The 26200-nt window shown below is 71.9% G+C and carries 22 protein-coding genes; 10 read left to right on the top strand and 12 right to left on the bottom strand.

What is annotated here, in order from left to right:
* Positions 1 to 21: 21 nt before the first annotated feature.
* Positions 22 to 753: a hypothetical protein gene (locus ABZU32_RS25640; RefSeq protein ID WP_354843621.1), complete on the bottom strand. Its 732-nt coding sequence runs from the start codon at positions 751 to 753 to the stop codon at positions 22 to 24.
* 249 nt (positions 754 to 1002) lie between these two features.
* Between ABZU32_RS25640 and ABZU32_RS25635 the strand changes: the two genes are divergently transcribed.
* Complete coding sequence (locus ABZU32_RS25635; RefSeq protein WP_354925879.1) at positions 1003 to 1506, top strand: hypothetical protein; 504 nt, start codon at positions 1003 to 1005, stop codon at positions 1504 to 1506.
* Here the strand turns inward: ABZU32_RS25635 and ABZU32_RS25630 are convergent.
* Both ABZU32_RS25630 and ABZU32_RS25625 read right to left on the bottom strand, forming a co-directional pair.
* Positions 1461 to 1922 (bottom strand): hypothetical protein, encoded by a 462-nt coding sequence (locus tag ABZU32_RS25630; protein WP_354925876.1) that lies wholly within the window; start codon positions 1920 to 1922, stop codon positions 1461 to 1463. The two genes, ABZU32_RS25635 and ABZU32_RS25630, sit on opposite strands and share 46 nt — an antisense overlap.
* 156 nt (positions 1923 to 2078) lie before the next feature.
* Positions 2079 to 3440: a glutamine synthetase family protein gene (locus ABZU32_RS25625; protein WP_354925873.1), complete on the bottom strand. Its 1362-nt coding sequence runs from the start codon at positions 3438 to 3440 to the stop codon at positions 2079 to 2081.
* A 405-nt stretch (positions 3441 to 3845) separates the two neighbouring features.
* On the opposite strand from ABZU32_RS25625, the gene ABZU32_RS25620 reads away from it, so the two are divergent.
* On the top strand, positions 3846 to 5834 hold the full coding sequence (locus tag ABZU32_RS25620) for an expansin EXLX1 family cellulose-binding protein (RefSeq protein ID WP_354925870.1): 1989 nt from the start codon (positions 3846 to 3848) through the stop codon (positions 5832 to 5834).
* Positions 5835 to 6233: 399 nt separating this feature from the next.
* On the opposite strand, the gene ABZU32_RS25615 is transcribed toward ABZU32_RS25620, so the two are convergent.
* Positions 6234 to 7202, bottom strand: coding sequence for a DUF5937 family protein (locus tag ABZU32_RS25615; protein ID WP_354925868.1), 969 nt, complete (start codon positions 7200 to 7202; stop codon positions 6234 to 6236).
* Positions 7203 to 7283: 81 nt separating this feature from the next.
* On the opposite strand from ABZU32_RS25615, the gene ABZU32_RS25610 reads away from it, so the two are divergent.
* Together ABZU32_RS25610 and ABZU32_RS25605 are read left to right on the top strand one after the other, a co-directional pair.
* Positions 7284 to 8513, top strand: a complete 1230-nt coding sequence (locus ABZU32_RS25610) for an MFS transporter (RefSeq protein WP_354925865.1) — start codon at positions 7284 to 7286, stop codon at positions 8511 to 8513.
* Between the two features lie 114 nt (positions 8514 to 8627).
* Positions 8628 to 10418, top strand: a complete 1791-nt coding sequence (locus ABZU32_RS25605) for an NAD+ synthase (protein WP_354843641.1) — start codon at positions 8628 to 8630, stop codon at positions 10416 to 10418.
* Positions 10419 to 10510: 92 nt separating this feature from the next.
* On the opposite strand, the gene ABZU32_RS25600 is transcribed toward ABZU32_RS25605, so the two are convergent.
* Positions 10511 to 11116, bottom strand: a complete 606-nt coding sequence (locus ABZU32_RS25600; RefSeq protein WP_354843644.1) for a TetR/AcrR family transcriptional regulator — start codon at positions 11114 to 11116, stop codon at positions 10511 to 10513.
* Between the two features lie 7 nt (positions 11117 to 11123).
* Positions 11124 to 12683 (bottom strand): MFS transporter, encoded by a 1560-nt coding sequence (locus tag ABZU32_RS25595; protein ID WP_354925862.1) that lies wholly within the window; start codon positions 12681 to 12683, stop codon positions 11124 to 11126.
* Between the two features lie 432 nt (positions 12684 to 13115).
* Between ABZU32_RS25595 and panB the strand changes: the two genes are divergently transcribed.
* Positions 13116 to 13967 carry a 3-methyl-2-oxobutanoate hydroxymethyltransferase gene (gene panB / locus ABZU32_RS25590; protein ID WP_354843651.1) on the top strand — a complete coding sequence of 284 codons (852 nt, stop codon included), beginning with the start codon at positions 13116 to 13118 and terminating at the stop codon, positions 13965 to 13967.
* Positions 13968 to 14096: 129 nt separating this feature from the next.
* Here the strand turns inward: panB and ABZU32_RS25585 are convergent, their stop codons facing one another.
* Complete coding sequence (locus ABZU32_RS25585; protein ID WP_354925859.1) at positions 14097 to 15272, bottom strand: aminotransferase class I/II-fold pyridoxal phosphate-dependent enzyme; 1176 nt, start codon at positions 15270 to 15272, stop codon at positions 14097 to 14099.
* A gap of 119 nt (positions 15273 to 15391) precedes the next feature.
* Complete coding sequence (npdG, locus tag ABZU32_RS25580; RefSeq protein ID WP_354843657.1) at positions 15392 to 16063, bottom strand: NADPH-dependent F420 reductase; 672 nt, start codon at positions 16061 to 16063, stop codon at positions 15392 to 15394.
* 97 nt (positions 16064 to 16160) lie between these two features.
* Here npdG and ABZU32_RS25575 point away from each other — a divergent pair, with 97 nt between their 5' ends.
* Entirely contained in the window at positions 16161 to 16745 is a 585-nt protein-coding gene (locus ABZU32_RS25575; protein ID WP_354843660.1) for a hypothetical protein, read from the top strand.
* Between the two features lie 408 nt (positions 16746 to 17153).
* Positions 17154 to 17414 carry a hypothetical protein gene (locus ABZU32_RS25570; RefSeq protein WP_354843662.1) on the top strand — a complete coding sequence of 87 codons (261 nt, stop codon included), beginning with the start codon at positions 17154 to 17156 and terminating at the stop codon, positions 17412 to 17414.
* Here the strand turns inward: ABZU32_RS25570 and ABZU32_RS25565 are convergent.
* Positions 17411 to 17593, bottom strand: coding sequence for a hypothetical protein (locus ABZU32_RS25565; RefSeq protein WP_354843665.1), 183 nt, complete (start codon positions 17591 to 17593; stop codon positions 17411 to 17413). The two genes, ABZU32_RS25570 and ABZU32_RS25565, sit on opposite strands and share 4 nt — an antisense overlap.
* 105 nt (positions 17594 to 17698) lie before the next feature.
* On the opposite strand from ABZU32_RS25565, the gene map reads away from it, so the two are divergent.
* The gene (map, locus tag ABZU32_RS25560; RefSeq protein ID WP_354843668.1) at positions 17699 to 18547 is read left to right on the top strand and encodes a type I methionyl aminopeptidase; all 849 of its coding nucleotides are present in this window, start codon (positions 17699 to 17701) and stop codon (positions 18545 to 18547) included.
* Positions 18548 to 18640: 93 nt separating this feature from the next.
* Here the strand turns inward: map and ABZU32_RS25555 are convergent, their stop codons facing one another.
* Complete coding sequence (locus ABZU32_RS25555; RefSeq protein ID WP_354925856.1) at positions 18641 to 20590, bottom strand: alpha/beta hydrolase; 1950 nt, start codon at positions 20588 to 20590, stop codon at positions 18641 to 18643.
* Between the two features lie 430 nt (positions 20591 to 21020).
* Between ABZU32_RS25555 and ABZU32_RS25550 the strand changes: the two genes are divergently transcribed.
* Positions 21021 to 21659, top strand: coding sequence for a DedA family protein (locus ABZU32_RS25550; protein ID WP_354925853.1), 639 nt, complete (start codon positions 21021 to 21023; stop codon positions 21657 to 21659).
* A 181-nt stretch (positions 21660 to 21840) separates the two neighbouring features.
* The gene (locus ABZU32_RS25545) at positions 21841 to 23559 is read left to right on the top strand and encodes a thiamine pyrophosphate-requiring protein (RefSeq protein WP_354925850.1); all 1719 of its coding nucleotides are present in this window, start codon (positions 21841 to 21843) and stop codon (positions 23557 to 23559) included.
* A 275-nt stretch (positions 23560 to 23834) separates the two neighbouring features.
* On the opposite strand, the gene ABZU32_RS25540 is transcribed toward ABZU32_RS25545, so the two are convergent.
* On the bottom strand, positions 23835 to 24635 hold the full coding sequence (locus tag ABZU32_RS25540) for a hypothetical protein (protein ID WP_354925848.1): 801 nt from the start codon (positions 24633 to 24635) through the stop codon (positions 23835 to 23837).
* 446 nt (positions 24636 to 25081) lie between these two features.
* On the bottom strand, positions 25082 to 26077 hold the full coding sequence (locus ABZU32_RS25535) for a LuxR C-terminal-related transcriptional regulator (RefSeq protein WP_354925845.1): 996 nt from the start codon (positions 26075 to 26077) through the stop codon (positions 25082 to 25084).
* Positions 26078 to 26200 lie beyond the last annotated feature (123 nt).

Here is a 26200-nt window from a genome sequence, read left to right as displayed (position 1 = left end):
AGGGATGCCGGGCTGGGGCGTTCAGGCGGGGATGATCCAGGTGGCCTTGGCGGCGGCGACGAGGGTGCCGTCCACTTCGTACACCGCGCTCTCGCCGAAGAGCTTGCGCCCTTCGCGCCCGGTGGAGCGGGCCACGACGGAGTAGGTGCCGTTCGGGTACACGCGCCGGAAGACCTGCGCCGTGATGCGTCCCAGCAGGCCCGGGCCGCCCTCCCCGGCGTTCGCCCACCCGGTGGGGCAGTCGAGCGCGGCCCACACCAGGGCGTCCGGGACGACGCCGTCGTCGGTCACGGTCACCGGCACCCGCCACCCGGCCGCGACCAGGTCGGTGCCCTCGACGGGGCCGGGGAAGATCCGCAGCCCGTCGCCCGGGTCGCGCAGGCCGCACACGAAGCATCCGGGCGCGGGATGGCCGCCGGTCAGGCCGGGGAAGCCCGCCTCGGCGCGCGCGGCGTCGGTGAAGGGCACGAAGGGCGGCGGGGTCACGTCGAGCGCGACGGGGATCGCCTCCACGAGCACCTGCCCGTCGAGGGACAGCGACGCGGAGTTGGCCATGTGGCTCACGGCGAGCTCGGTGTCCAGCGGGACGGGCCGGTGCAGGGTGACCTCGAGCGCGTGCGCGCAGTCGAGCCGATCGGCGAGGGTTCCGGCCAGCGTCCCGGCCACCCAGCCGCCGTTCGCCATCCCCTCAGGGCCACGGAACCGGGCCGGTACGGTAAGCGCGGTCTGCACACCTGCGGACGTCGTTGTCATGCGGTAGCACCCCCCATGCTGCTCCTAACAGGAGCGATAGACCGTAAATTCCGGTAGATACCGCCAGATATTATCCGTACCGCTTGATCGTCATTGCATCAGCCGACGATGACGGAGCCGTTAGCGGTGCGTAACGGCGGCATGACGCATGAGAGCCGGTCCGCCCACCGCCATCGGCTCCCTTGACGGAGATCACCGCGGTCGATACCTCTTGATGCGTCGCGACAGACGGTCCCGGGGGTGCGAACGGTGGATCCACTCACTCCTCTGCTGGGAGGCGCGGAACTGGCGCGCGGCCGGATGTCCTTCTACATCAGCCTTCAACTGGCCAGCGTCCTCGCGCCGGTCCTGGTGGTCCTCACCGAGGGCACCGTGCTCGTCAACCAGTTACGTCACGAGGACACCCTGCGGACATTGGCGGGCGCGACGGGCGTTCTGGGGGTGATGGTCGCCATCTGCGCGCTCGCGGGCGAGCTGGAGATCAACGTCCTGGCCGCCATCCTCGCGCCCGTGCTGCTCGCGTCGGCGAACCTCATGGTCGCCTTCGGCTTCCACTGGACGGCCGTCGTGGCGGGGCCGGTCGGCGCCCTGCTGTTCTGCGCGGTTCTGCTGGACTCGCTGCTGCGGCTGCGGGTGTCCGAGAAGCGGGAGGCGGTGGAGAATCTGCTCCTCGACTATCTCGCCCGCCGCGCCGCCGCCCTCCCCCCTTACGCGTCCGCTCCGCAGGCGGAAGCCGCCGCAGAGGCCGAATAGCGGGCGAGATCAGGAAGCACGGCCGCGTCCATCGGGCCCTCGATGGAGAACACCATCAGCCGTACGTCCAGGCCGGACAGATGGGCCGCGACCGCGCGGTGGGTGCCGTCGAGCAGCAGAACCCGGCCGTTCCCCAGCGAGTATCCGGGCAGCACGAGGTGAACCGGACGGCCCTCACGCTGGAAGGCGTCCCTCAGGCGCGCGATGCGGTCAGCACGCCCTTCCGGCCAGGTGCTCGACGTGGTGTGGGCTTCGCCCACCCGCAGTGGCCGGTCCCGCTCACCTCGCCAGTCGCCGTCGGAGCCGTCCGGAGTCACGTACCACATGGTGTACAGCCCCGCGAGGTACTCCTGGACCGCGTGCAGATCTGCGTGACCGGGCGGTTCGACGCGGTGACCGCGTCCCAGCGCAGCCATGCGCCTACCACGTCCGGATCGAAGAACTCGACGTACTCGCCGATGTCCATCAGCGGTTCAGGTCACCACGAGGTGGATGTGGCAGAAGGCCGACGACCCGCCGTCGCGTCCCTCTGCCACCTCTCGCCCGTCGGCGCGCACGCCGCCCGGGCGCGATCACAGCACGGGCAGGTAGCGGCCCAGTTCGAACTCGGTGACCTGGCGGCGGTACTCGTGCCATTCGGCGCGCTTGTTGCGCAGGAAGTAGTCGAAGACGTGCTCGCCCAGGGTCTCGGCGACCAGTTCGCTGCGCTCCATGGTGGTGATCGCCTCGTCCAGGCTCTGCGGCAGCGGCTCGATGCCGAGGGCGCGCCGCTCGGCGCTGGTGAGCGCCCACACGTCGTCCTCGGCGCCGGGCGGCATCTCGTAGCCTCCCTCGATGCCCTTCAGGCCGGCGGCGAGGATCACCGCGTACGCCAGATAGGGGTTGCACGCCGAGTCCAGCGAGCGGAACTCGACGCGGGTCGAGTTGCCCTTGTGCGGCTTGTACATGGGGACGCGGACGAGCGCGGACCGGTTGTTGTGTCCCCAGCTGATGTAGCTGGGCGCCTCGCCCCCGAGCCCGGCGATCGCCTCGGCGCCGCCCCACAGCCGCTTGTAGGAGTTCACCCACTGGTTGCAGACCGCGGTGATCTCGGCCGCGTGCCGCAGCAGGCCACCGATGAACGACCGGCCGATCTTGGAGAGCTGGTAGTCGGCGCCCGGCTCGTAGAAGGCGTTGCGGTCGCCCTCGAACAGCGACATGTGGGTGTGCATGCCCGAGCCGGGGAAGTCGGTGAAGGGCTTGGGCATGAACGACGCCCAGATGCCCTGCTCCAGGGCGACCTCCTTCATGACCAGCCGGAAGGTCATGATGTTGTCGGCCGTCGTGAGCGCGTCGGCGTACCGCAGGTCGATCTCCTGCTGGCCCGGGGCGCCCTCGTGGTGGCTGAACTCCACCGAGATGCCCATCGCCTCCAGCATCATGATCGCGTTGCGCCGGAAGTCGTGGCCCGAGCTGTGCGGGGTGTGGTCGAAGTAGCCGCCCGAGTCGATCGGCACGGGCCTGTCGCCTTCCTCCGGCCGTCCCTTGAGCAGGAAGAACTCCACCTCGGGGTGGGTGTAGAAGGTGAAGCCCATATCGGCGGCCTTCGCGAGCGTGCGCTTGAGCACCCAGCGCGGGTCGGCGTGCGACGGCGAGCCGTCCGGCATGAGGATGTCGCAGAACATGCGGCCGGCGCCCGGCGTCTCGCTGCGCCACGGCAGGATCTGGAACGTCGAAGGGTCGGGCTTGGCCAGCATGTCGGACTCGTACACGCGGGCGAACCCCTCGATCGCCGACCCGTCGAAGCCGATGCCCTCGGCGAAGGCGCCCTCGAGTTCGGCCGGGGCGATCGCCACGGATTTGAGGAACCCGAGCACGTCGGTGAACCACAGCCGGATGAACCGGATGTCGCGTTCTTCGAGCGTACGGAGCACGAATTCCTGCTGGCGGTCCAAGGCATCCCCTTCTGCCGGACGGTGTTCGGACACCATCGTCGTCACGCTGAGCCAGGTTCTGAGTCGGCGGAAGACATGTCTGGTCATCTACCAGTCTGCCCGCTTGGTGTTTCGCACACGTTACGCGGGTCCGTAGTGAGGAGTCGAAGCCGTGACCTTCACCCTTTCGCGCCGGTCCGCGCCCGCCATCGGCCCGCGACGACCTTCGCGCCCATCGGTCACCGAATGCCCTGCGATCGGCATCCCACTCCGGAGATGGGACAAGAGCAGCCTGCGGTTGCTTAATGTGACAGCATGGTGTCGTTCCGCATTCGTCAATGCCGACGTCCGGCGAGGAGAGCACACATGGAGGCGGATCGGCGGCGCGCCAGGCCGACGGCATCGCGACGGTGGCCACGGCGTCCGATGACGCACGCTCATGATCAGGCGCAGGCAGGAGCCCGCGACCTGCCGGACGCGCGCCGCTCGCCGGGCGACGACGAGATCACGTCAGGACGCTCGCCGAGCGATGACGAGGTCACTTCCGGACGCTCGCCGGGTGACGGCGACGTCACGCCTAGGCGGGCACCGCGCGATCGCAGGGCCACGTCGAGACGCTCGCCGGGCGCCGGCGAGGCCGCGTCCGGACGGTCGCCCGGCGACCACGAGGTCGTGTCCGCGCGCTCCCGGGGCGACCGTCGGCGCAGGCGGCGACCGGCGCGGGCGGCGGCGTGGCACCGGCTGGCGTGGGCGGTGTCCCTGGGCACCGCGCTCGCGCTGGTGGCGCTCGGCGCGCAGGTCGGCCGCAACGCCGCGTGCGCCGCGTCGGGCCCGGGGCCGGGCGGGCCGGGCGGCCTGTCGCGGGTGCTCGGCGGCGACTGCTCCCTGCTGGGGGCGGTGCGCGACGCCCTGGTCGTCGCGGTCTCCCCCGTCGAGTACGCCGGCTCGGCCGCCTGCGGCGCGTATCTCGACGTCACCGGCCCGCGCGGCACCGTCCGCGTGCAGGTCGTCGACGAGTGCCTGTCGTGCGCCACGGGAGAGCTCGACCTCAGCCGCCCCGCCTTCGCCCGCATCGCCGACCCCGGCCGGGGCGTCGTGCCCGTCGGCTACCACAGGGTGCGCAACCCCGCGGTCCCGAGGCCGGTGGCGTTCCGCCTCAAGCAGGGGTCCTCGGCCCGCTGGCTCGCCATCCAGGCCGTCGACCACGGCAACCCGCTGCGCCGGCTGCAGATCTCGCGGGACGGGCGCTGGCGCGACCTGTCGCGCGCGCCGGACAACTACTGGGTGGCCGACCACGGGGCCGGGTCCGGGCCGTACACCGTCCGCATCACCGACGTCTACGGGCAGCGGCTGGTCGCGCGCGGCATCGGCCTGCTGCCCGGCAGCCTCCAGCGCACCTCCGACCGCCTGTACGCCCCGGGGTCGGCATCTCCCGCCCCGTCGGCGTGGGGGGCGTCCGCGCGGCGCACCTCCGGCAACGCACCTCCGCGCATAGGCGGGTGGCCGCCCCGCACGGGCGGCGGCGTCCCCTCCCGCGTGGACGACGGACCGGCCGGCGCCTCAAGGTGGTCGGCCGCACATGGCGCCCCCGGTGCGCCGGGCTCCCATGGGCCCGCGGGCTCTCGATGGCCGCCGGGTTCCCGGGCTCCCTCGGCCGGCTCGGGTCCCTCGGGTCTCTCCGGCGCCTCGGGTGCGCAAGGGCGGTCCGGCACGCAGGGGGCCTCCGGCGCCCACGGAGCCCCCGGCGCGTCCGCGCCTTCCCGCCCTGGCGGTTCGGGCGGTTCCGGCACCTCCGGAGCGTCCGGGACTTCCGGGTCTTCCGGCGGTCCCGGCGGTTCCGGGGCCTCCGGGCCTTCTGGTGGTTCCGGGTCTTCCGGCGGTTCCGGGGCCTCCGCGCCTTCTGGTGGTTCCGGGTCTTCTGGTGGTGAGGGGGCGTCCCGGGCGGGCGGCCGGGCCGCCGGGCCGGCCGGCGGCGGGCCGGAGGCCCGGCCGCGCTCCGGGGACGGCACGGCCGCGAACGTCCTGCCAGGGGGCGGTACGAACGCGAACCTTCCGCCCTCGGCGGGTGCGAACGGCGCCGGCGGGGGCGCCTCGTCCGCGGGCCGATCCTGGGGGGCCGGGTCCGCGGACGCTTCCTCCCTCGCCGGCGCGTCCGGCGGGACGCGTCCTGGCGGAGCCGTCCCGGACGGCGCGGCGCTCGGGCCGGCCGCGTCCGGTCTCGCATCGGCCGGCGGCATCGCCTCCGAGGGCATGCCGGTGGGCGGCGGTGAGTCCTCACGGGCCGTGGCCGAGGGGCCGGTGAACGAGAACGGCGCGGCGCGGGGCACGTTGGACGCCTATCCGGGCGGCTCGCGTCCCGCGTCCGGCCGCGCCCCGTTCGCCGCCCTGCCCTCCGTCCGCCCCTTCTTCTGCTGACGCCGGCGCCCCGCCCGCCGTCGCCGGGATCGCCGGTCAGGCGGCGGTCAGGGGGCGGTCAGGCGGCGGTCCGGCGGCGGTCAGGCGGCGGTTCGCGCGCCGTCGCCCGGACCACCGATCCGGACGGAGTCACCATCGCCGCCATCCCGGATCCCACGGCCAGGGGGGCGGCTCGCGCGCCGTCGCCCGGACCACCGATCCGGACGGAGTCACCATCGCCGCCATCCCGGATCCCACGGCCAGGGGGGCGGCTCGCATGCCGTCGCCCGGACCACCGATCCGGACGGAGTCACCATCGCCGCCGTCCCGGATCCGACCGGAGTAAGGAGTAAGCGTCCCGGATCCGGCTGGAGTCAAAGGAGGGACGCCGGCCGGTGTGCCACCGCCGGTGCCTCGAAGTCAGGAGGCGCCGGCGAGGGCGTCGCCGGTGGGGGTGCGCCGGTAGAGGACCTCACGGCCGAGTCGTCTGCGGACGACCAGGCCGCTGGCGCTCAGGACGGACAGATGCTGCGAGACCGCGCCGGGGGTGATGGACATCCGCCTGGCGATGGCCGTGGTGGAGGCGGGGTCGCGCAGCGAGAGCAGCAACTGGGCGCGGGTCCTGCCGATGAGCGCGGCGAGCGCGCCGGGCGCCGGGGGCGGCCCGGCCTCCCACAGCGTGCCGACGCCACGCGCCGGGTAGACGAGCATCGGCTGGTAGGGCTCGGCCATGACTGCGATGTCCGGCCAGCGGAAGGCGCTCGGCACCAGCAACAACCCGTCTCCTCCCAGGTCACCGGCGTGGCACCAGGCCCCTCCTGTGGCGGTGGTGAGCCGGTCGCCCTCCCAGCGGACCGAGGGGTGCAGGTCGGCGAACAGCTCCTTGGCCCCGCCCGCGGCCAGACGGCGGGTGCGCCACATCAGGTCGGCCTCCAGCAACCCGTGCACACGCGGCCAGTGCTCGGCGTGCGCGAGCTCCCAGTACGCGGCGAGGGTGTCGGCCACACGGCGGACCCCGGCGGCCGGGTCGGCCTGGAACCGGGCGATGGCCCGGGTGTCGGGCGTCGCCACCCAGCCGGCCTCCTCCGCGGCCTTCTCGGCGGGCGTCTCGCGCACCCGGGCCAGCTCGGCGGCGAAGTCGGGCAGCGGCGTGTCGGGCGGCGGGGTCAGGAAGTCGGCGATGTACCCGCGGGCCGGGGCCAGCGCGAGCAGTTCGGACAGGTCGAGCTCGCCGAGCCGCGGCTTGACGGCGCGCAACCACGGCAGGTGGACGGAGTGGCGCGCGGGAGCGCTGAGCACGCGCAGGCTCGCGACGACCTCCCAGAGCGGGGAGAAGGCGAACCGCAGGCGCGCCAGGTCGTCGGCCTCGAACCGCCACTGCACTGCCACGGGGCCCCCGCCCTTCACCGATGTTTTAGCACAGCCTAAAAGATTGGCACGGCGGCAAGGCCATGTCCAAGGCTGGACCTCGTGACCAGCGTTATCTCCGACAGGCCTTCCTTCCTCCGGTCCAGAATCGGGGGGTTCCCGCGCGCCTTCTGGGTGCTCCTCGGCGGCACCTTCATCAACCGGCTCGGCACCATGGTCGAGCCCTTCATCGGCATCTACCTGACCCAGGCGCGCGGGCTGCCCCTGGCGACGGCCGGCCTGGTGCTGGCGGTCTTCGGCATCGGCTCGTTGATGTCGCAGCTCGTCGCGGGCTGGCTGGCCGACCATCTCGGCCGGCGCGCGACCCTGGCGGGCGGCATGGTCGCCACGGCGGCCACGATGATCGCCCTCGGGTACAGCACCTCGCTGCCGGCGATCGTCGCCGCGATGGGCGTGCTCGGCGTCGTCGTGGACGCCTACCGCCCGGCCTCGCAGGCCCTGGTCGCCGACCTGATCCCGGCGCACGACCGGTCGCGCGCGTTCGGGCTGCTCTTCTGGGCGATCAACCTGGGCTTCGCGGTGGCGATGGTCGCGGGCGGCATGCTGGTCAGGACCGGGTTCGTCTGGCTGTTCTGGATCGACGCGGTCACCTCGGTGGTCTTCGGCGTGCTGGTGTGGCGTGCCGTGCCGGAGACGCGCCCCGACAGGACGCGCGAGGCGGGCGGCTTCGGTGATGTGCTGAAGGACCGGCTGATGGTCACCTATGTCGCCTTGACGCTGCTGTACACCTTCGTCTACCTCCAGGCGTACACGACGCTGCCCCTGGCGGTCACCTCCTCGGGGCTGCCCGCCTCCGCGTACGGGTTCGCGATGGCGGTGAACGGTCTGCTGATCGTGGTGGTGCAGCCGCTGGTGGGGCACTGGCTGGCCAAGCGGGACCCCAGCGGCACGCTGGCGCTCGGCATGGCGGTGTGCGCGCTCGGGTTCGCGCTCACCGCGTTCGTCTCCACCACCGCCGGGTACGCGGTGAGCGTCGCGATCTGGACGCTGGGCGAGGTGGTCACGGCGGGCATGGCGGGCACGGTCGTCGCGCTCCTGGCTCCGCCGCATCTGCGTGGCCGTTACAGCGGGCTGTTCGGCTTCGCCTGGTCGGCCGGCGGGCTGCTGGCCCCGCTGATCGGCACCCGCCTGCTGAGCGCCGGCCAGGCCACGTTGTGGATCACGGTCGGCGTACTGGGGCTGCTCGCGGCTCTCGGCCAGCTCGCCATCGGCCCCGCCATCCGCCGGCGCGCCGCCGCCGGCCACCCCGTCGGGGTGGGCGTGGGCTCCTAGAGCAGGGAGGGATGGGCGGCCCCCGCCGGGGAAGGCGGGTTACGGCCGGGCGCTCGTCCACAGCCGGCGGTCCGGCCCCTGTTCGCCGACGCCGTCACACGTAAGGTGGACACCGTGCCTCAACTGCGAATAGCCCTCGCCCAGACCAACCCGTCGGTAGGCGACCTGTCCGCCAACGCCGGTGAACTCGTCGAGTGGACGCGGCGCGCCGCAGATCGCGGCGCACACCTGGTCGTGTTCACCGAGATGTTCCTGACGGGTTACCCCGTCGAAGACCTGGTGCTGCGCACCTCGTTCGTCGACGCCTCGATCGCGACGCTCTCGGCGGCGGCGACCCGGCTGGCCGACGAGGGCCTCGGCGAGCTGCCCGTGGTCGTCGGCTACGTCGACCGTTCCGGGGTCACGCCCCGCGCCGGGCAGCCGAAGGGGGCGCCGCTGGACGCCGCCGCGCTGCTCCACCGCGGCCGGGTCGTCACCAGGACCGCCAAGCACCACCTGCCCAATTACGGCGTCTTCGATGAATACCGCTACTTCATCCGCGGCGACCGGCTGCCGATCTTCCGGCTGCACGGCGTGGACGTGGCGATCGCCGTCTGCGAAGACCTGTGGCAGGACGGCGGCCCGGTCGCCGCGGTCGCCCAGGCGGGCGCGGGCCTGCTCGTGGTGCCGAACGCCTCCCCCTACGAGCGCGAGAAGGACGACGTGCGCCTGGCGCTGTGCGCCAACCGCGCCCGGGAGGCCGGATGCGCCCTCGCCTACGCCAACCAGGTCGGCGGCCAGGATGAGCTGATCTTCGACGGCGACTCGATCGTGGTGGACGCGCAGGGTGAGCTGGTCGCCCGGGCGGGCCAGTTCCGCGAGGAGCTCCTGGTCACCGACCTCGAGCTGCCGACCGCCGACCCGTGGGTCAGTCCCGGCTCGTTCCCCGTGGACGCCGGCGACGGCACCACGATCACGGTCGAGCGGCTGGTGCTGTCGGGCGACCCGCTGCCCGCCTACGACCCCGAGCCTCCGACGGTCGCCCCGCGTCTCCCCGACCTGGAGGAGGTCTACTCGGCGCTGGTCCTCGGCGTGCGCGACTACTTCGCCAAGAACGGCTTCCGGTCGGTCATCCTCGGCCTGTCCGGCGGCATCGACTCGGCGCTGACCGCCACGATCGCCGCCGACGCCGTCGGCCCCGACCGGGTCCACGTCGTCCTGATGCCCTCCCGCCACTCCTCCGACCACTCGGTGAGCGACGCGCGCGACCTGGTCGACCGGCAGGGGCTGCACTCGCGGCTGGTCCCGATCGAGGGCATCGTCGACGCCTTCGAGAAGGAGGTCGAGCTGAGCGGGCTGGCCGCCGAGAACCTCCAGGCGCGCGTGCGGGGCATGCTGCTGATGGGGCTGTCCAACGAGCACGGCCACCTGGTGCTCACCACGGGCAACAAGAGCGAGCTGGCCACCGGTTACTCCACTCTCTACGGCGACTCGGCGGGCGGCTTCGCCCCCATCAAGGACGTCCTGAAGACGACGGTGTGGCAGCTGTCGCGCTGGCGCAACGAGCAGGCCGGGCGCGAGAGCGAGCTGCTGCACCGCTTCGACCGGCCGCCCATCCCCGAGAACTCCATCACCAAGGAGCCGAGCGCCGAGCTGCGTCCGGACCAGCGGGACACCGACTCCCTGCCGCCGTACGACGTGCTCGACCGGCTGCTCGCCGACTACGTCGAGCACGACATGGGCAAGGGCGAGCTGGTCGCCGCCGGGCACGACGCCGAGCTGGTGGCCAGGGTCATCCGCCTGGTCGACCTGGCCGAGTACAAGCGCCGGCAGTATCCCCCGGGCCCCAAGATCACTCCGAAGAACTTCGGCCGTGACCGCCGCCTGCCCATCACCAACCGCTGGCGGGAGACTCCCGCCTCGTAGGCCCGCCCTACGCCGAGCGGCGGCCGGGCCACGATCCCTCGGCCGCCGGCCGCCCTCAAAGCCCTCGGGGAACACTCACCGGGACGAACCGCTCAGGGCCGCAGGCCGCTGAGGATGAGGTCGGCGATGCGGTCGGGGAGGTCGGCAGGCAGTTCGTCGTCGTTGTCACGCCATTTGGTGAAGAACATCATGGCGCCGGACAGCGCCGCGATCGCCATCTCGACGTCCACGTCCGGGCGCAGCTCACCGGATTCGACACCCCGCTGGATGACCGACCGCAGTGCCTCCCGCCGGGGACGCACCACGATCTCCCGGAACCGCTCGGTCAGGTGGGGGAAGCGGTCGGACTCGCCCAGCGCGATGTTCATGATGCAGCGGGTGCGCGGACTGTGGCTGTCGGCCTGCATCGCCGCCAGGTAGCGGATGACGTCGTCGCGCACCGACAGGCCGGGCAGCTCGGGTATCGGGGCCTTGAGGCTGGCGAGCGCGTCGACGACGAGCTCCTCCTTGTTGGACCACCGCCGGTAGATGGTGGTCTTCCCGACACCCGCCCGCGCGGCGATCGCCTCGATGGACAGCTCGGCGACACCGGTGCCATCGGCGATCATGGCGATCGCCGCGTCGATGATCGCCTTCTCGGCCTTCTCGCTGCGGGGACGGCCGGGCGTACGGACCGTCCCCGTCTGCTCAGTCACCATGGTCAGATCACACTACTGCCGGTTCCTTGCTTTCCGGTCGAGCGACCGGGGTGGCGGTCGCGTTCTTACCTGGCAGCCACTTGGCGACGACGGCCGCGCCGATGAGCGCGACGACCGCGCCGCACAGCGCCGTCACGTGCATGCCGTCGACGAACGCCTGCTTGGCCGGGGCGATGAGCGCGGCGCCCTTGGGGCCGAGCGACTGGGCGATGCCCAAGGTGGCCGTGATCGACTCGCCGGCCGCGTGCCGCACGTTCTCCGGCAGCCCCGACAGCGCCCCCGCCATGTTGTCGCGGTAGCTGGCCGACAGCAGCGAGCCGAGGACGGCGACGCCGAGCGCTCCGCCCACCTGGCGGACGGTGTTGGTCATCGCCGAGCCGACGCCGGCCTTCTCCCGGGGAAGGGACGACATGACGGCCTCGGTGGCCGGCGGGTTGATGTTGGCCATCGCCGCGCCCTGGACGAAGGCGAGCCCCATGAAGACCCAGACCGAGGTGCCGACCTCCAGGAAGGCGAAGCCCGCCAGCGCGCCGGCCACGATGACCAGGCTGACCGTGGCGACGGCCTTGCCGCCGAACCTGCGCACCATCTGGGCGCTGAGCGGCGAGAAGATGAGCTGCGCCGCCGCGAACGGCAGCATCAGCGCCCCCGCCTGCAGCGGGCTGTACCCCTTGACGATCTGGAGGTAGAACGCCAGGAAGAACATCACGCCCATCATGGCGAAGAACACCAGGCCGACGCTGGCGACGGCGGTGGAGAACCTCGCGATGCCGAAGTAGCGGACGTCGAAGGCCGGGTGGGCGGTCCTGCGCTCGTGCCAGACGAAGGCCGCGAGCACCGCGACGCCGGCCAGGCCGGGCGCCCACACCTCGGGGTCGGTGACGGTGCCGAGCTCGCCGCCCTTGATGATGCCGTAGATGACGCCGACCAGGCCGATGATCGACAGCAGCACGCCGACCGGGTCGAGCTGTGCCTTGTCCGGGTTCCTGGACTCGGGCACCAGCAGGGCGATCAGCACCGAGCTGATGAGCACGACCGGCACGTTGACCAGGAAGACCGAGCCCCACCAGAAGTGCTCGAGCAGCACGCCGCCGGTGATCGGGCCGATGGCGATGGCCAGGCCGACGCCGCCCGCCCAGATGCCGATCGCCTTGGCGCGCTCCTGCGGCGCGAAGACGTTGGCGATGATCGCCAGAGTGGCCGGCATGACGGCGGCGCCGCCAAGGCCCATGGCGGCCCGCGCGAAGATCAGCTGCGTCGGGTCCTGCGCGTAGGCGCTGGCCAGCGAGGCCAGGCCGAACAACACCATGCCGACCTGCAGCATGCGCTTGCGCCCGAACCGGTCACCCAGCACGCCGAAGGTGAACAGCAGGCCGGCGAAGACCAGCGTGTAGGAGTTGATGGCCCACTCGAGCTGGCTCTGCGTCGCGCCGAGCCCCGCCTCGGGGTCGGAGATGACCTTCAGCGCGACGTTGAGGATCGTGTTGTCCAGAACGATCGCCAGCAGGCTGAACACCATGACGCCGAGGACCTGCCATCGGCGTGGGTGACCTGTCGGTTGTTCCACTGCTTCATCCCCCCAGGAATTAACACGTCTGTAATTTCGATACGGTTGAGTATCGCAACGCTACCGTATCGCTTCTAGATTCGATACGCAACGGTTTCGTTTCGTTATTCACCGGCCGTCCACCCGGCCGTCCATTCGTGGGCATGACGGACCTCGGGCGTTCCCGGGCGGCGCCGGACGCTCTCCCAGGGGCCTGCGGGACGCTACCCGAGCGCACCGACAGAACCTCCTCGGACGTGCGGCGGCATCCCCGCCGGCGCGCCCGCGACCTCTCCGGCACGGGCTCGCGGACCCAGGGGTATGGGGGACTCCGACAGGGGAACGCCGGGATGAGGAGGGGGCCTCCCGGGTGTTGCCTTGACGGTCAGACATGCGATGATCTGACCGTCCGGGGACGCCACAAGGGCGCCTCGAGGCCTGGAGGGATCCATGATGTCCTCTACGTCCCAGATTGCCAGCTCGCCGACCGCGCTCTACGGCGGCCAAGCTGGACGCAGGATCACCGTCCGCGACATCTCCGCCGCCAAGGAACGCGGCGAGAAGTGGCCGATGGTCACCGCCTACGACGCGATGACGGCTCGGGTGTTCGACGAAGCCGGCATTCCGGTCATGCTGGTGGGCGACTCGGCCGCCATGGTCGTCTACGGGTACGACTCGACCCTTCCCGTCTCCGTCGACGACCTCATCCCGCTCACGGCGGCGGTCGTCCGCGGGTCCTCGCGGGCGATGGTGGTCGCCGACCTGCCCTTCGGCTCCTACCAGTCCTCATCCGAGCAGGCCCTCGCCTCCGCGGCGCGGTTCCTGAAGGAGGCCGGCGCCCACGCGGTCAAGCTGGAGGGCGGCCGCCGGGTGCTCCCCCAGGTCGAGACGCTGGTCTCGGCCGGCATCCCGGTGATGGGCCACCTCGGGCTGACCCCGCAGTCGGTCAACGCGTTCGGCGGCTACCGTGTGCAGGGACGCGGCGAGTCGGGCGAGCAGCTCATGGCCGACGCCAAGGCGCTGGAGCACGCGGGCGCCTTCTCCGTCGTGCTCGAATGCGTGCCCGCCGACCTGGCCGCGCGGGTGACCGCCGCCTTGTCGATCCCCACCATCGGCATCGGCGCGGGCCCGTCCTGCGACGCCCAGGTGCTCGTCTGGCAGGACCTCATGGGTCTCACCCAGCGTCCGGCGAAGTTCGTGAAGAAGTACTTCGACCTGGCCGGCGAGATGGACCACGCGGTCCGCGCGTTCGCCGACGAGGTCGTCTCCGGCGCCTTCCCGGCTCCCGAGCACAGCTACCGCTGACCGCCCGCGGCGGCCCGCCGACCGGCCAGGCCGCCGCCCGTGCGGCACCCCGTACCCAGCCGGCCCCGCCCGCTTTACCTCGTTCCCACCAACGGAGCAGAGCGGGCGGGTGGCGCGGTGACCGTCCGTCTAGGCGTCGAGGGCCTGGGCGAAGTCGGCCCACAGGTCGTCGGGATGCTCGATGCCGACCGCGACCCGTACGGTGCCCTCGCCGATCTCCGCCCGCTGGAGCTCGTGGGCGGTCAGCGAGCGGTGCGAGGTCGTGGCCGGGTGCAGGATCAGCGTCTCGACGCCGCCGAGCGAGGGGGCGAGCAGAGCGAGCCGGACCGAGCTCATGAACCTCTCCCCCGCCGCGCGCCCGCCCACCAGGTCGAAGGAGAACACCCCGCCGAAGTCGGGCAGCAGCTTGGCGGCCAGCTCGTACGACGGGTGCGAGGGCAGGCCGGGCCAGTGGACGGCCGCGACCGCCGGGTGCTCGGCCAGCCGGGTCGCGAGCGAGCGGGTGTTGTCGCAGTGGCGGGCCATGCGCAACGGCAGCGTCTGCATGCCGCGCAGCGTCAGCCAGGCGGCGAACGGGTCGAGGGTCGCGCCGAGCTTCGTCGCGTACGACCAGACCTTGCGATGCGCCGCGTCGTCGGCGAAGACGGCGATGCCGCCCAGCACGTCGCTGTGCCCGCTCAGGTACTTGGTCATGGAGTGGACGACGACGTCGGCGCCGTGCTCCAGCGGCCGGCACAGCACCGGGGAGGCGAAGGTGTTGTCCACCACCGTGGTCACCCCGGCCTCGCCGGCGACGGCGCACATGCCGGGCAGGTCGGCCACCTGGGTCATCGGGTTGGCGATGGTCTCCAGGTACAGCAGCTTGGTCTCGGGCCGGATCGCCTCGCGCGCCGCCGCCGGGTCGTCCTGCGGCACGTAGGTCACCGACACCCCGAACCGCTCCTGGAGGTCGGCGAACGACGCGGCGGTGCCGCCGTACAGGGCCGTCTGCGCGATCACATGGTCACCGGGCTGGAGCAGCCCGAACAGCACGGTGTTGATCGCCCCCATGCCCGAACCCGCGGCCACCGCGCCCACGCCGCCCTCCAGGCCCGCGACGGCCTCCTCCAGCGCGCGCACGGTCGGGTTGCTCAGCCGCCCATAGACGAAGGCGCCGTCGGGACGTCCCATGCCGTCGGCGAAGACGGCCGGATCGTCGAACACGAACCCCGACGTCTGGTACAGCGGCACCGCGATCGGCGTGCTTCCGTTCAGCGGCGGGTTGGGCAGGTGGACGGCACGGGTCTCTGGGTGCAAAGAGCTCATGCCGTCAAGAATGACCGCAAACGCCCTGTTTTGTCAGATCGCCTCCGGGCCACAGGCCGCAACCCCCACCCACCGTCCGGCGCCCGCACCACGGTCAGGCGCCCTCGCAGGACGCGAGGTCAGACGTCGGTCACCCGCAGACCGGCGTGGGCCTTGTACCGGCGGTTGATCGAGATGAGGTTGGCGGTGAACGCCTCGATCTGCCGGGCGTTGCGCAGCCGCCCGCCGTACACGCCGCGCGCGCCGGGGATCCGCGACGCCAGCGCCTGCACCGTGTCGGTCGCCTCGCGGTCGTCTCCCAGCACCAGCACGTCGAGATCGATCTCCGCCACGGCCGGGTCGAGCAGCAGGACGGCGGAGACATGGTGGAAGGCCGCGACGACGCGGCTGCCGGGCAGGACCGCCGCCGCCTGCTGCGCGGCGCTGCCCTCCTCCACCTCCAGCGCGAAGGCCCCCTGCTTGTCGAACCCGAGCGGGTTCACGCAGTCGACGACGATCTTGCCGGTCAGCTCCGAGCGCAGCGACGCGAGGATGGACCGGTGCCCGTCCCACGGCACGGCCACGATGACGACGTCCGCCTCCGCGGCCACGGCGGCGTTGTCGGCGCCGCTGATCGGGAGCCCGGAACCGAGACCGTCGGCCGCCTCCTGGGCCCGCGAGGCGCTGCGCGAGCCGATCATCACGGTGTGCCCCGCGATCGCGAACCTGCGGGCGAGCCCCTTCCCCTGGTCGCCCGTGCCGCCGAGGATCCCCACCGAAAGGCCGCTGACGTCCGGCAGTGCATCGCTCATGGTGTGCCTGATCTCCTCGTCGCGCTCTGATCCTCTCGATCATGCCAGGTGGCGCTATCCGGGACGGCGGCGGGGGCGATGATGCACCATGGAGGCCATGGACGCTGCGTCGGTGGCCTTCCTGCGCGAGGTGCTCTCCACCACCCGCTGGGTCGAGCGCACCCGTGAGCTCGGCACCTTCCTCCGCTCGACCCGCTCGCCCGGCGGGCTGCTGCTGGTCGGCACCCCGAAGGACGAGCCGTGGCACCTCGCCGCCCACCTCGACGACGAGGCGCGCATGTCGGGGCTGTCCCAGCTCGCCCCGACGCTGGTGCGCTGGTCGCCCCCGGCGGACGCGCCGCCGCACCTCGCCGTCGGCATCGACCGCATCCAGGCGGCCCGTCGCGGCGAGACGCTGTTCGTCGTGGCCGAGGACAAGGCGCCGGCGCCTCTGCTCGAACGCGTTGACGACGCGCGGCGCACAGGGGCGACGATCCTCGCTCTGGACGGCGGCGACCCCGAGCTCGAGGGTCTGGCCCACGACGCGCTGGCGGTGCCGTCCCACGACGGCCTGTTCACCTTCGACGCCGCCCAGCACCTGGTGAGCATGGCCGCCGGGGAGGGGCCGCGCTCGGGCGGCCGGCTCATCGATCGCCTGGCCCGCCTGGCCGAACGCATCACCGGCCCGCGCCTCCCCGACTGAGCCACCGGCCCCGCACGACGGCCACCCTCCGGGGCCGGCCGGACATCTCGAAGAAAGACCCATTCGGCCGGGATATCGGAAGCAGAACCTACGTCCCGATAGGACGTAGATGCGCTCGCTGCTGAATCATGCCCAACCAGGTGGCATGCCTGTTCAGCGCCCACCCCGGACGGCGCCCGCACCGGGCGTACGCTGGCGGACAACACCGGTCAAGCGAGGTGAGCCGCACGAACGCCGGCACTCGCAGCAGCGCGCGGCCCGGCCCACCGCGGACGCCGGCATGTCGATGGATAGGGGGAACAAAGTTGCACTGCACCCACCCACGCCAGACATTTCCCGTTATAGGCGACACGCGCCGCCTTCATCGCCTTTACCGCCGGCCGCGCGCTTCCGCCGGGGCATGAGAAGGTGCCGCTCCTGATCGACATCCTGGGCATGCTCGGCGCCGGGGTGCTCGTCTACGCCTACGCCATGCTGTCGATGCGCAGGTTGTCCGGCGACGGGCTCGCCTACCAGCTCCTCAACCTCGGCGGAGCGATCGCCCTGATGATCAACTCCGCCGTGCACCTCGCGTGGCCATCGGCCCTGCTCAACCTCGTCTGGTGCGGCATCGGCATCCTCGCCGTCCGGCGCGTGATGGCCACCCGGCCGTGGAGGCGCGAGGTCTAGTCTCCGTCCCACTCCTTGTCGCCTTCCTGCCAGCTCTTGTTGCGCGCGGCGGCCGTCTCCAACGCCGCCGCCGCCGCGTCACGCGTGGCATAGGGCCCCATGCGGTCCTTGTTCGGACAGCCCTCGTCCGGCTCGACCGCCATGTGCTTCAGGCAGAACCACCACTGGTCGGCGCTCATGTCTCTCCTTGCCGTACGGATGATCTACAACAATGCCCGCAGAACGGCCGGCGCGCTCGTTCTGCGGCAGATCCTGCCCGCTTGCCGCCGAACTAGACTTGGCGCATGACGACACTGCTCCGGCCAGGACGGCTCTCGCCCACCCGCAAGGTTCCCGCCGACATCGAGCGCCCGGAGTACGTCGGCCGCAAGGAGCCCCGCCGCGGCACCTCCGACGTCCAGACGCCCGAGACGATCGAGCGCATGCGCGTCGCGGGCCGCATCGCCGCCCAGGCGCTGGAGGAGGTCGGCCGGCACATCGCCCCCGGCGTGACCACCGACGAACTCGACCGCATCGGGCACGAGTTCCTCTGCGACCACGGCGCCTACCCTTCGACGCTGGGCTACCGCGGTTACCCCAAGTCGCTGTGCACCTCGATCAACGAGGTGATCTGCCACGGCATCCCCGACGACACCGTCCTCAACGACGGCGACATCGTCAACATCGACATCACCGCCTACATCGGCGGCGTGCACGGCGACACCGACGCCACCTACCTGGTCGGCGAGGTGGACGAGGAGTCGCGCCTGCTGGTCGAGCGCACGCGCGAGGCGATGATGCGGGCGATCAAGGCGGTGGCCCCGGGGCGTCAGCTCAACATCGTGGGCCGGGTGATCTCCGCGTACGCCAAGCGCTTCGGCTACGGCGTGGTGCGCGACTTCACCGGGCACGGCATCTCGACCTCCTTCCACTCGGGCCTGATCGTGCCCCATTACGACGACCCGTCGCTGTCGGTCACCCTGGTGCCCGGCATGACCTTCACGATCGAGCCCATGCTCACCCTGGGCACCATCGAGTACGACCTGTGGCCCGACGGCTGGACCGCCGTCACCAAGGACCGCAAGCGCACCGCCCAGTTCGAGCACACCTTGGTGGTCACCGACACCGGCAGCGAGATCCTCACCCTCCCCTGACCGCTCCCCGCGCGCCGCGCCCGCCCTGAACCGCCATGCGCGAGATGCGGGGCGTCGTCGGAGCACTGCGCACCGGCCGGCGGCCGGGCGTGATCACAGGTACAGCACCCACCACAGCAGCAGGGTGACCGCGGCGGCCACGGGGACGGCGGTCTGCCAGTGCAGGCGGCTGCGGAGCAGCGCCACCAGGCTCAGCGCCGCCGAAAGCGCCGCGACGGTGCCGTACCACAGGACCGCCGAGGGGACGCCGATGCCGAGCGCGGTCTGGTTGGACGCCGCGGCGCTGTAGAGGCCCACCGCGGTCAGCAGGATGAAGGTGACCCCCGTGAAACCGGCGACCGTGGTGAGGGCCACCACCGAGCTGACCCTGCCTGCCGCGCTCTGCCGGACCAGCGCCCGCATCCCCACCACGAGCTGGCCGAACGAGGTGACCAGGAACAGGGCGAACGGGATGAGCAGCCACCAGGCGCCGGTGCTCACGCGGTAGACGACCGGGGTGACGTGGAAGTCCCCCGGGCCCGAGATCGCGTACGACGCCCGGCCAGGGTCGCACGGGGCCGCCGCACGAGGGTCGGCCACGAAGGCCGAGATGGTCTGCCGCCCGCACCGGCTCGACAGGAACACGGCGTGCCCCACGCCGGCGAACTCGACGACCCTCGCCCCGGGCAGTGCCCGGGCCGCGGACCTGGCCTTCGCGACCGGCGTCGTGGGATCGAACTCCCCGCCCACCACCAGCACCGGCGCGCTGACGACCCTGCGCGGCGCCGTCGGTGCGGGGCCGCGGGTGAGTACGGCGGACGGGGAGGCGGGCAGCCCCCAGGCGTCGCAGACCGCCTTGTCGGCCTCGACCGTGAACAGCCGAGGGTGGCCCTGGCCGGAGAAGGTGTTGAAGAGCGCCTCGTCCTGGCACATCACCGCGTAGAACAGCCCGAACTCGTGGGACACCAGCCCGCCGCCGGCCTGGTCGGCCAGCACCTGCAGCGGACGGTCGTCTCCGTCGGCCACGGCGTCCACCAGCGCGGGCACGACCGGCAGGACGTCCACCTCGTGCATCGCCTCGTCCAGGATGGTGGCCACGTCGTCCCCGGTGAGCCGGACGGTGATCGGACGGCCGGTGAGGGGGTCGGAGGTGCGGACCTGCGCCGGCCGTTGGTTCAGGCGCCGGACCATCGTCGCGAAGCGCCCGGACAGGCCCGGCCATTCGCGGCCGAGCGACGCGATGGAACCCGCCAGATCGGCGGCCGCCTCGTCGTACCGGCGGGTCAGCGGGGGGAAGAAGGAGTCCAGGACGACCGACCGCGTGCCCTCGGGGTCGGCCTCCGCGGCGGCGAGCATCGACCTGGTCGAATAGCTGACGCCGAACAGGTTCCACTGGTCGTATCCCAGCGCGCGCCGCAGATCGACGACGTCGGCGGCGATCTCGGAGGTCACGTAGCCGCGCAGGTCGACCCCCTGCCGCGTGAGCCGGTCGCGGCAGGCCGTGGCGCCGGAGGCCATGCGGGCGCGTTCGGCCGGGTCGGCGGGCCCGCCGGGCATGCTCAGGGTGTCGAGAAGGGCCCGGGCGATCTCGGGGCAGTCGAGCCGCGGCCGTGACCACCGGCTGCCGCGCTGTTCGAGCACGACGACGTCGCGGTCGCGGCCGAGAGGCATGTCGGTGAGGTAGCCGGTGAGCTGGACGGAGGCCGAGGCCGGGCCGCCGCTGGTGTAGACGACGGGATCGGGCCGGCGGTCGGCCGCCGTGGAGCGGTGAAGGGCGTAACCGACGCGGATCTCCCGGCTGTCGCCGACGTCCCTGCGCTCGGGCACCACCAGGAACCCACACTGCGTGCCCGCCGGCACCGGGACCGGACAGACCGCCGCCTCCACCCGGGGAACCCGGGCGGTGGTGGCGTCGGTGAGGGGAGGGGCGGCGGCCGCCGCGGAGGGCGGGGCGAGGGTGGCCGGCAGAAGGGCAGAAGTCAGTGTGAGCAGGGTGAGCAGGGTGAACCCCAATGCCGGCCACCGCCGGGTCAGGCGCGTGAAACCGCGGAACGGCCGGTGCATCGATCTCCTCCAGCCCGGGGCCACTCGGTCATGTGTCCCGAGACTAGTAGCCGGATCTTCGCCACGAGCAGGCCGACCTCTGCCCTGTGGACAACCGCTCTAACAGCGGACGAGCGCAGGCCGCGGCACATGATCGTCCACGGTTCGCGGACCGGCCTGCCCCCTCTGGTGCGCTGTCCACGAATGTTCACCGGTTCGGGCGCCGTGGCAGGCGCCGGCATCGCCGTACCACGACCCGCCGACCCGGCGCCGATCACCGCAGCACGTGGCCGGGGATGGAGAGCCGCGCCCGGTGAACGTATGTGGTCACCGCACCAGCCACTCGCGGTGGCGTCCGGAGCCCGGCGACCTCGCGGCCCTGACGCCGGATCGCCCACCCGGTTCTCGCCCTCATGCCATGGAATGCCCGATCTTGCATAGCGTGTCGGGCATGGACACGACGGTTGACGGGGTCGCCGGATGGGCGACCGGGATGATGGAACGGCTCGGAGCCCCGGGCGCCGGACTGGCGATCGCGCTGGAGAATCTGTTCCCCCCGCTGCCGAGCGAGGTGATCCTCCCCCTGGCGGGATTCACCGCGAGCAGGGGTGAGATGAGCCTGTTCGACGCGCTGCTCTGGACCACCCTCGGCTCGGTGATCGGCGCTCTGGCCCTGTACGGCGTCGGGGCCGCACTCGGGCGCGATCGGACGGTGGCGATCGCCGCGCGCCTGCCGCTGGTCAAGGTAGAGGACATCGAGAAGGCCGAGGCGTGGTTCCGCGAGCACGGGACGAAGACGGTGTTCTTCGGACGGATGATCCCGGTCTTCCGCAGCCTGATCTCGGTGCCCGCCGGGGTGGAGCGGATGCCGCTGGCGCACTTCGTCACCTTGACGACCCTGGGAAGCCTGATCTGGAACTCGGTGTTCGTGCTGGCCGGATACCAGCTGGGCGAGAGCTGGTCGCTGGTCGAGGGCTACGCGGGCATTCTGTCGAAGGTCGTCATCGGGCTCGCCGCGCTGGCCGTGGTCACGTTCGTGGTCGTGCGGCTACGCGAACGCCGGAGCAAGGGCAGGCACGCCGCCCGCTGATCCGCCGGCACGCAGCCGACGGCACGGCGGCCGCGGCCGCCGGATGCTCAAGGGTGCCGGGCGCCTCCGGTCCTGCCGCCGAGGGGGAGACGGCGCGGGCGCTGATCTTCTACGCTCAGCACTCGACGCAGATTCAACGCGCGATAGATGCCGCTATGTCAGTTATGTCAGGAGATACCGCGTGGACCACTTCCAGCCGGCGACGACCGCCGAGCACCTGCTGTGGCTGCTCGCCGAGCACGGCGTGGAGCACCTGTTCCTCAACCCCGGCACGGACTCCGCCCCGCTGCAGGAGGCGATCGCCACGCTGGCCAAGGCCGGCGCGCCCGCCCCCAAGGTCATCATCTGCTCGTTCGAGGCGGTCGCGCTGGCCGCGGCGCACGGCTACTGGCAGGTGACCCGCCGCCCGCAGGCCGTGTTCGTGCACGTGGACGTGGGCACGCAGAACCTCGGCGCCATGGTGCACAACATGCTGCGCGACCGCGCCGGAGTGGTGGTCATCGCGGGCAAGACGCCGTACGCGGAGGAACCGGGCGCGCCCGGCGGCCGTTCCCACACCATCCACTGGCAGCAGGACGTCCCCGACCAGGCCGGCGTCGTGCGCGGGTACGCCAAGTGGGTCACCGAGATCACCCGGCCGGGCATGCTGGCCCGGGCCATCGGCCGTGCGGTGCAGGTCGCGACGGGCGGGGTGCCCGGGCCGTCGTACCTCATGGTCTCCCGCGACGTCCTGATGGACCCGCCGGCGCCGGAGCTCGGCCGCACCACCGGCTACGCGGTCCCCCGCCCGCCCGCGGCCGACCCCGAGACCGTGCGCTGGATCGCCGAGCGGGTGGCGGGCGCCGAACGGCCGCTGCTCATCACCGCGAAGGTGGGCCGCCGCGCCGAGGGCTTCCACGCGGTCACGCGCCTGGCCGATCTCGCGCGGGTCCGGGTCGTCGATCTGGCCGAGAGCGGCTGCGTCAGCATCTCGACGTCGCACCCGATGAACCTGCTGACGGCGGCGGAGGCGCAGCAGGCCGTCGAGGAGTCCGACCTGATCATCGTCGTGGACGCGGACGTGCCGTGGATCCCGAGGTTCACCCATCCCCGCGAGGACGCGACGGTCGTCCACATCGACGTCGACCCGCTGAAGACCGACATGCCGATGTGGACCTTCCCGGTGGACGTGGCCGTGACGGCCGACGGGGCCACCGCCCTCGGCCAGATCGCCGACCGGCTGGAGGAGATCGGCCACACCGCGCCCGCGACGCGGCCGGCCGCGACCGCCACGGGCACCTCCACGTCCGCGAGCACGACGGCCTCGGCGGCCACGAGCGGCGCCGCCGAGGGGCCGATGACCGGGGCCGAGGTCGTCACCGCGCTGAACGAGGTGCTGCGCGCCGACGACCTCGTCGTCGAGGAGTCGGTCACCAACGCCCGCGCGCTGCACGAGAACCTCGGCCGCACCGAGGCCGCGACCATGTACGGCACGGGGTCGCCCGGCCTGGGCTGGGGGCTCGGCGGGGCGGTGGGCGTCAGCCTGGCCTCACCGGGACGCCGGGTCGTGACCGTGGTGGGCGACGGCAGCTTCATGTTCGGCGTGCCGACGGCGGCGCTGTGCCTCGCGGCCGAGGCGGGCGCGCCGATCATGGCCGTCGTGCTCAACAACGACGGCTACCGCGCCAGCCGGCTGCCGGTCTTCGAGCTGTTCCCCGAGGGCCTGTCCGCGAACCGGGGGGACGCCGAGGGGACGCGTTTCAGCGCGCCGCCCGACTTCGCCGCCGTCGCCCGCGCCTGCCACGCCCACGGCGAGACCGTCACCGACCGGGCCGACCTGCTGCCCGCGCTGCGCCGCGGCCTCGAGGCCGTCGAGGCGGGCCGGTCGGCGGTGGTGGACGTCCACATCATCCGCGACTGAGCACCCTCTGACAGCGGTGCGGGCGCTCGATCACGGCCGCCCGCACCGCCCACAGCGGACGACACCGCCAGTAGGCGTACGACACCGCGGACGCCGCACCGCGGCACCGCGGCACCGCGGCACCGGCACAGGTGGACGACACCGCGGACGCCGCACGGCGGCACCGGCACCGGCACAGGTGGACGACACCCCGGACACCGCACGGCGGCACCGGCGAAGGACACAGGCCGGCCCCGTCGCCGCCCACCCGGCGACGGGGCCGGCCTGCGCGCTGGTCAGGGCCTCGGCACGGCGTCGCACCGTCTTCGGCCCGCGTCCACTCCGTACAGCACGTCCACCGCACCGCGGGCGCCCGCCCGATGCCGGGCCACCGCACCTCGCCGGACGCGCATCAGCCGACCGCCACCACGCCCGGCATGCGCACCGCGACCGCTGTCCGTCCCCTGACCGGCGTCCGTCCCTTGACAGGCGTCCGTCCCCTGACCGGAGTCCTCCCTTCGCCGGGCGTTCTCCCTCTGGCCGGTTTCCCGCCCTTGGCCGGCGTTCGTCCTTCGGCCGGTGTTCGCGACGAGGACGGTCTCCGGCTCGTGGACGTGATCCACTCCGGCCGAGTCCCCCTCGCGTGCCGCGAAGGCGAGGGCGTCGAAGACCCGCTCGCGCCGCCTGAGCAGCCGCGCGGGGTTCCTCGGCATGCCCGCCGTCATGGTCAGCACGTTCGCCGGTGAGACGCCGAACCCTCCCAGTTGCGGCATCCGGACGATCGCGATCTCCTCGGCCCGCCCGGTGACCCGGCTTCCCGACGGGGTCTGGCGGATCTCGAACGACATCACTCCCGCACCGCACTCGATCTCGACCTTCAGTACATCTCCGCTACGCGTCACGGGCACGGCTCTGCCGTTCGCCCTTTCCCGCCATGTCAGACCCGCCTCCATCGCGATCAGCGCGGCCTGCTCGGGCGTCATCGGGAATTCACCGGCGATCGACGCGAGCGCGTCGCTCCCCCGCCGGTTGCTCCACGAATAGACGACTCCGGACAGCAGCGTGATCCCGAGGATGGCGATGGTCAACCCCTCCATAGCCGCTCCTCGCCTGCGCCGGCACCACCGGCGACGTCGACCCGTCTCCCCCCGTGCCGACGGCCGGAAGCCGCCAGGTGCCGACAAACCCCTCCCTTTTGACATAAGGACGATATCCGCATCGATCACCCATAGCGCCACCCCTTGGGGTGGGTTTTCCCGGTGGATGCCGCAGTACTAAGTACTGCCTGGGCTCGCTCGGTGAAGCCGAGTGAACAGCCGGTGACCACAATGCGGGGAGAGGGCACCCGAGAAACACCTCAAACGACCTCAGAGCACCATACAGAGAACGCGGAACGTGCAGACGAACGTGTGTTGCGAATGGTTCGCAAGTAACGTGCGAGACGCCGCCGTCCAGGGACGATGCGGTCACACAAGATCGGCCAAGGGTCCTCAGGGGGGTACGGACGCGCCGGGAGCGCCGCCCGCGACCGGAACCGGCGGCACTAGTCGAAGAATTGCTCCAGCCTGGCCGCGATACCGGACCGTTGCTCGACGCCGAGCTTGCGCAATATGCGGGAGACGTGGCCTTTGATGGTGGATTCGGTGACGAAAACCCGCGCGGCGATCTCCTTGTTGCTCAGGCCGCCGCGCGCGATCAGCAAGGCGATCTCCCGCTCCTTGGAGGAAAGCGAGTTGAGCAGGTTCTCGGCCCGGACGGAAGGCCGGGCGATGATGTCCATGGTCTCGGTCTGCCCCCGCTCGCACTGGTGCCGCAGTTCCCTGACCATGCGCACCAGCTCTCGCTCTCCGATCGGGATGGCCTCCTCCACCGCGCAGATCTTGCTGTGCAGCTCGGCGAGGATCTCCGAGACGTCCTGCACCACCTCCACCACCGACGGCTGGTCGCCGTCCGCGCCGGCCGGCGGGACGGCCAGCCCTTCGCGGTTGAGCTCGTCCTCCCGCTCGCGGGCGAGCACGGTCGCCACCGAAGCGGCCGTCCATTCGAAGGCCCGCACGTGCTCGTCGGTATAGGCGTGGCTCTTGTAGGTCTGGATGGAGGCCAGGCCGATCACCACCTCCTCGCCGTCGCGGGTGTCGAACATGGGGATCGTGATGGCGTCGGCCGACACCCGCTGCTCGTCGCCGAAGGCGACGCCGTGGTGCAGGAGCATGCCGTTGTCGCTGGCGTAGGTGTAGGTGCGCTTGTTCCGCAGAATCCACGCGGCCTGCCCTGTGGGGCCGTATCCGAACACCTCCGGCGGCATGTAGCGCTTGACGGCGATGGTGTCGTCGTAGGTGTACGGATAGACGATTCTGCGCCCCTCCCGGTAGAACCCCACGTAGAAGGCGTCCACGCTGCAGATCGTGCTCATGGCGAAGCGCCAGTAGTCGAACAGCGCGTGATGGTCGCCCATCCGCATGCGAATTCCCCGGTCGGCCTGGCTCAGAGCCGCCGCGACGTCCGGCGAGAACCCGGAGTTGGAACGAGCTGCCGGCACTCGTCTCTCCCTTGACCATCTCGGCGTCCGTGGACTCACACCCGGCGAATGCGGATGTGCTGTCGAGCCTTACTGACCGACGTCCGCTACGTCATCATTCCACCGGAATTGGTGCCATTAAGT

It is taken from the genome of Sphaerisporangium sp. NPDC005288 (assembly GCF_040607475.1).
Lineage (GTDB): Bacteria > Actinomycetota > Actinomycetes > Streptosporangiales > Streptosporangiaceae > Sphaerisporangium > Sphaerisporangium rhizosphaerae.
This window is presented reverse-complemented; position numbering and strand designations above follow the sequence as displayed.

Excerpts from the sequence above, each read along its gene's own strand:
- ABZU32_RS25640 (WP_354843621.1), bottom strand. The coding sequence starts at position 753 with ATGACAACGACGTCCGCAGGTGTGCAGACCGCGCTTACCGTACCGGCC.
- ABZU32_RS25630 (WP_354925876.1), bottom strand. The coding sequence starts at position 1,922 with ATGGCTGCGCTGGGACGCGGTCACCGCGTCGAACCGCCCGGTCACGCA.
- ABZU32_RS25620 (WP_354925870.1), top strand. The coding sequence starts at position 3,846 with ATGACGCACGCTCATGATCAGGCGCAGGCAGGAGCCCGCGACCTGCCG.
- ABZU32_RS25600 (WP_354843644.1), bottom strand. The coding sequence starts at position 11,116 with ATGGTGACTGAGCAGACGGGGACGGTCCGTACGCCCGGCCGTCCCCGC.
- panB (WP_354843651.1), top strand. The coding sequence starts at position 13,116 with ATGTCCTCTACGTCCCAGATTGCCAGCTCGCCGACCGCGCTCTACGGC.
- ABZU32_RS25585 (WP_354925859.1), bottom strand. The coding sequence starts at position 15,272 with ATGAGCTCTTTGCACCCAGAGACCCGTGCCGTCCACCTGCCCAACCCG.
- npdG (WP_354843657.1), bottom strand. The coding sequence starts at position 16,063 with ATGAGCGATGCACTGCCGGACGTCAGCGGCCTTTCGGTGGGGATCCTC.
- ABZU32_RS25575 (WP_354843660.1), top strand. The coding sequence starts at position 16,161 with ATGGACGCTGCGTCGGTGGCCTTCCTGCGCGAGGTGCTCTCCACCACC.
- ABZU32_RS25565 (WP_354843665.1), bottom strand. The coding sequence starts at position 17,593 with ATGAGCGCCGACCAGTGGTGGTTCTGCCTGAAGCACATGGCGGTCGAG.
- map (WP_354843668.1), top strand. The coding sequence starts at position 17,699 with ATGACGACACTGCTCCGGCCAGGACGGCTCTCGCCCACCCGCAAGGTT.
- ABZU32_RS25555 (WP_354925856.1), bottom strand. The coding sequence starts at position 20,590 with ATGCACCGGCCGTTCCGCGGTTTCACGCGCCTGACCCGGCGGTGGCCG.
- ABZU32_RS25550 (WP_354925853.1), top strand. The coding sequence starts at position 21,021 with ATGGACACGACGGTTGACGGGGTCGCCGGATGGGCGACCGGGATGATG.
- ABZU32_RS25540 (WP_354925848.1), bottom strand. The coding sequence starts at position 24,635 with ATGGAGGGGTTGACCATCGCCATCCTCGGGATCACGCTGCTGTCCGGA.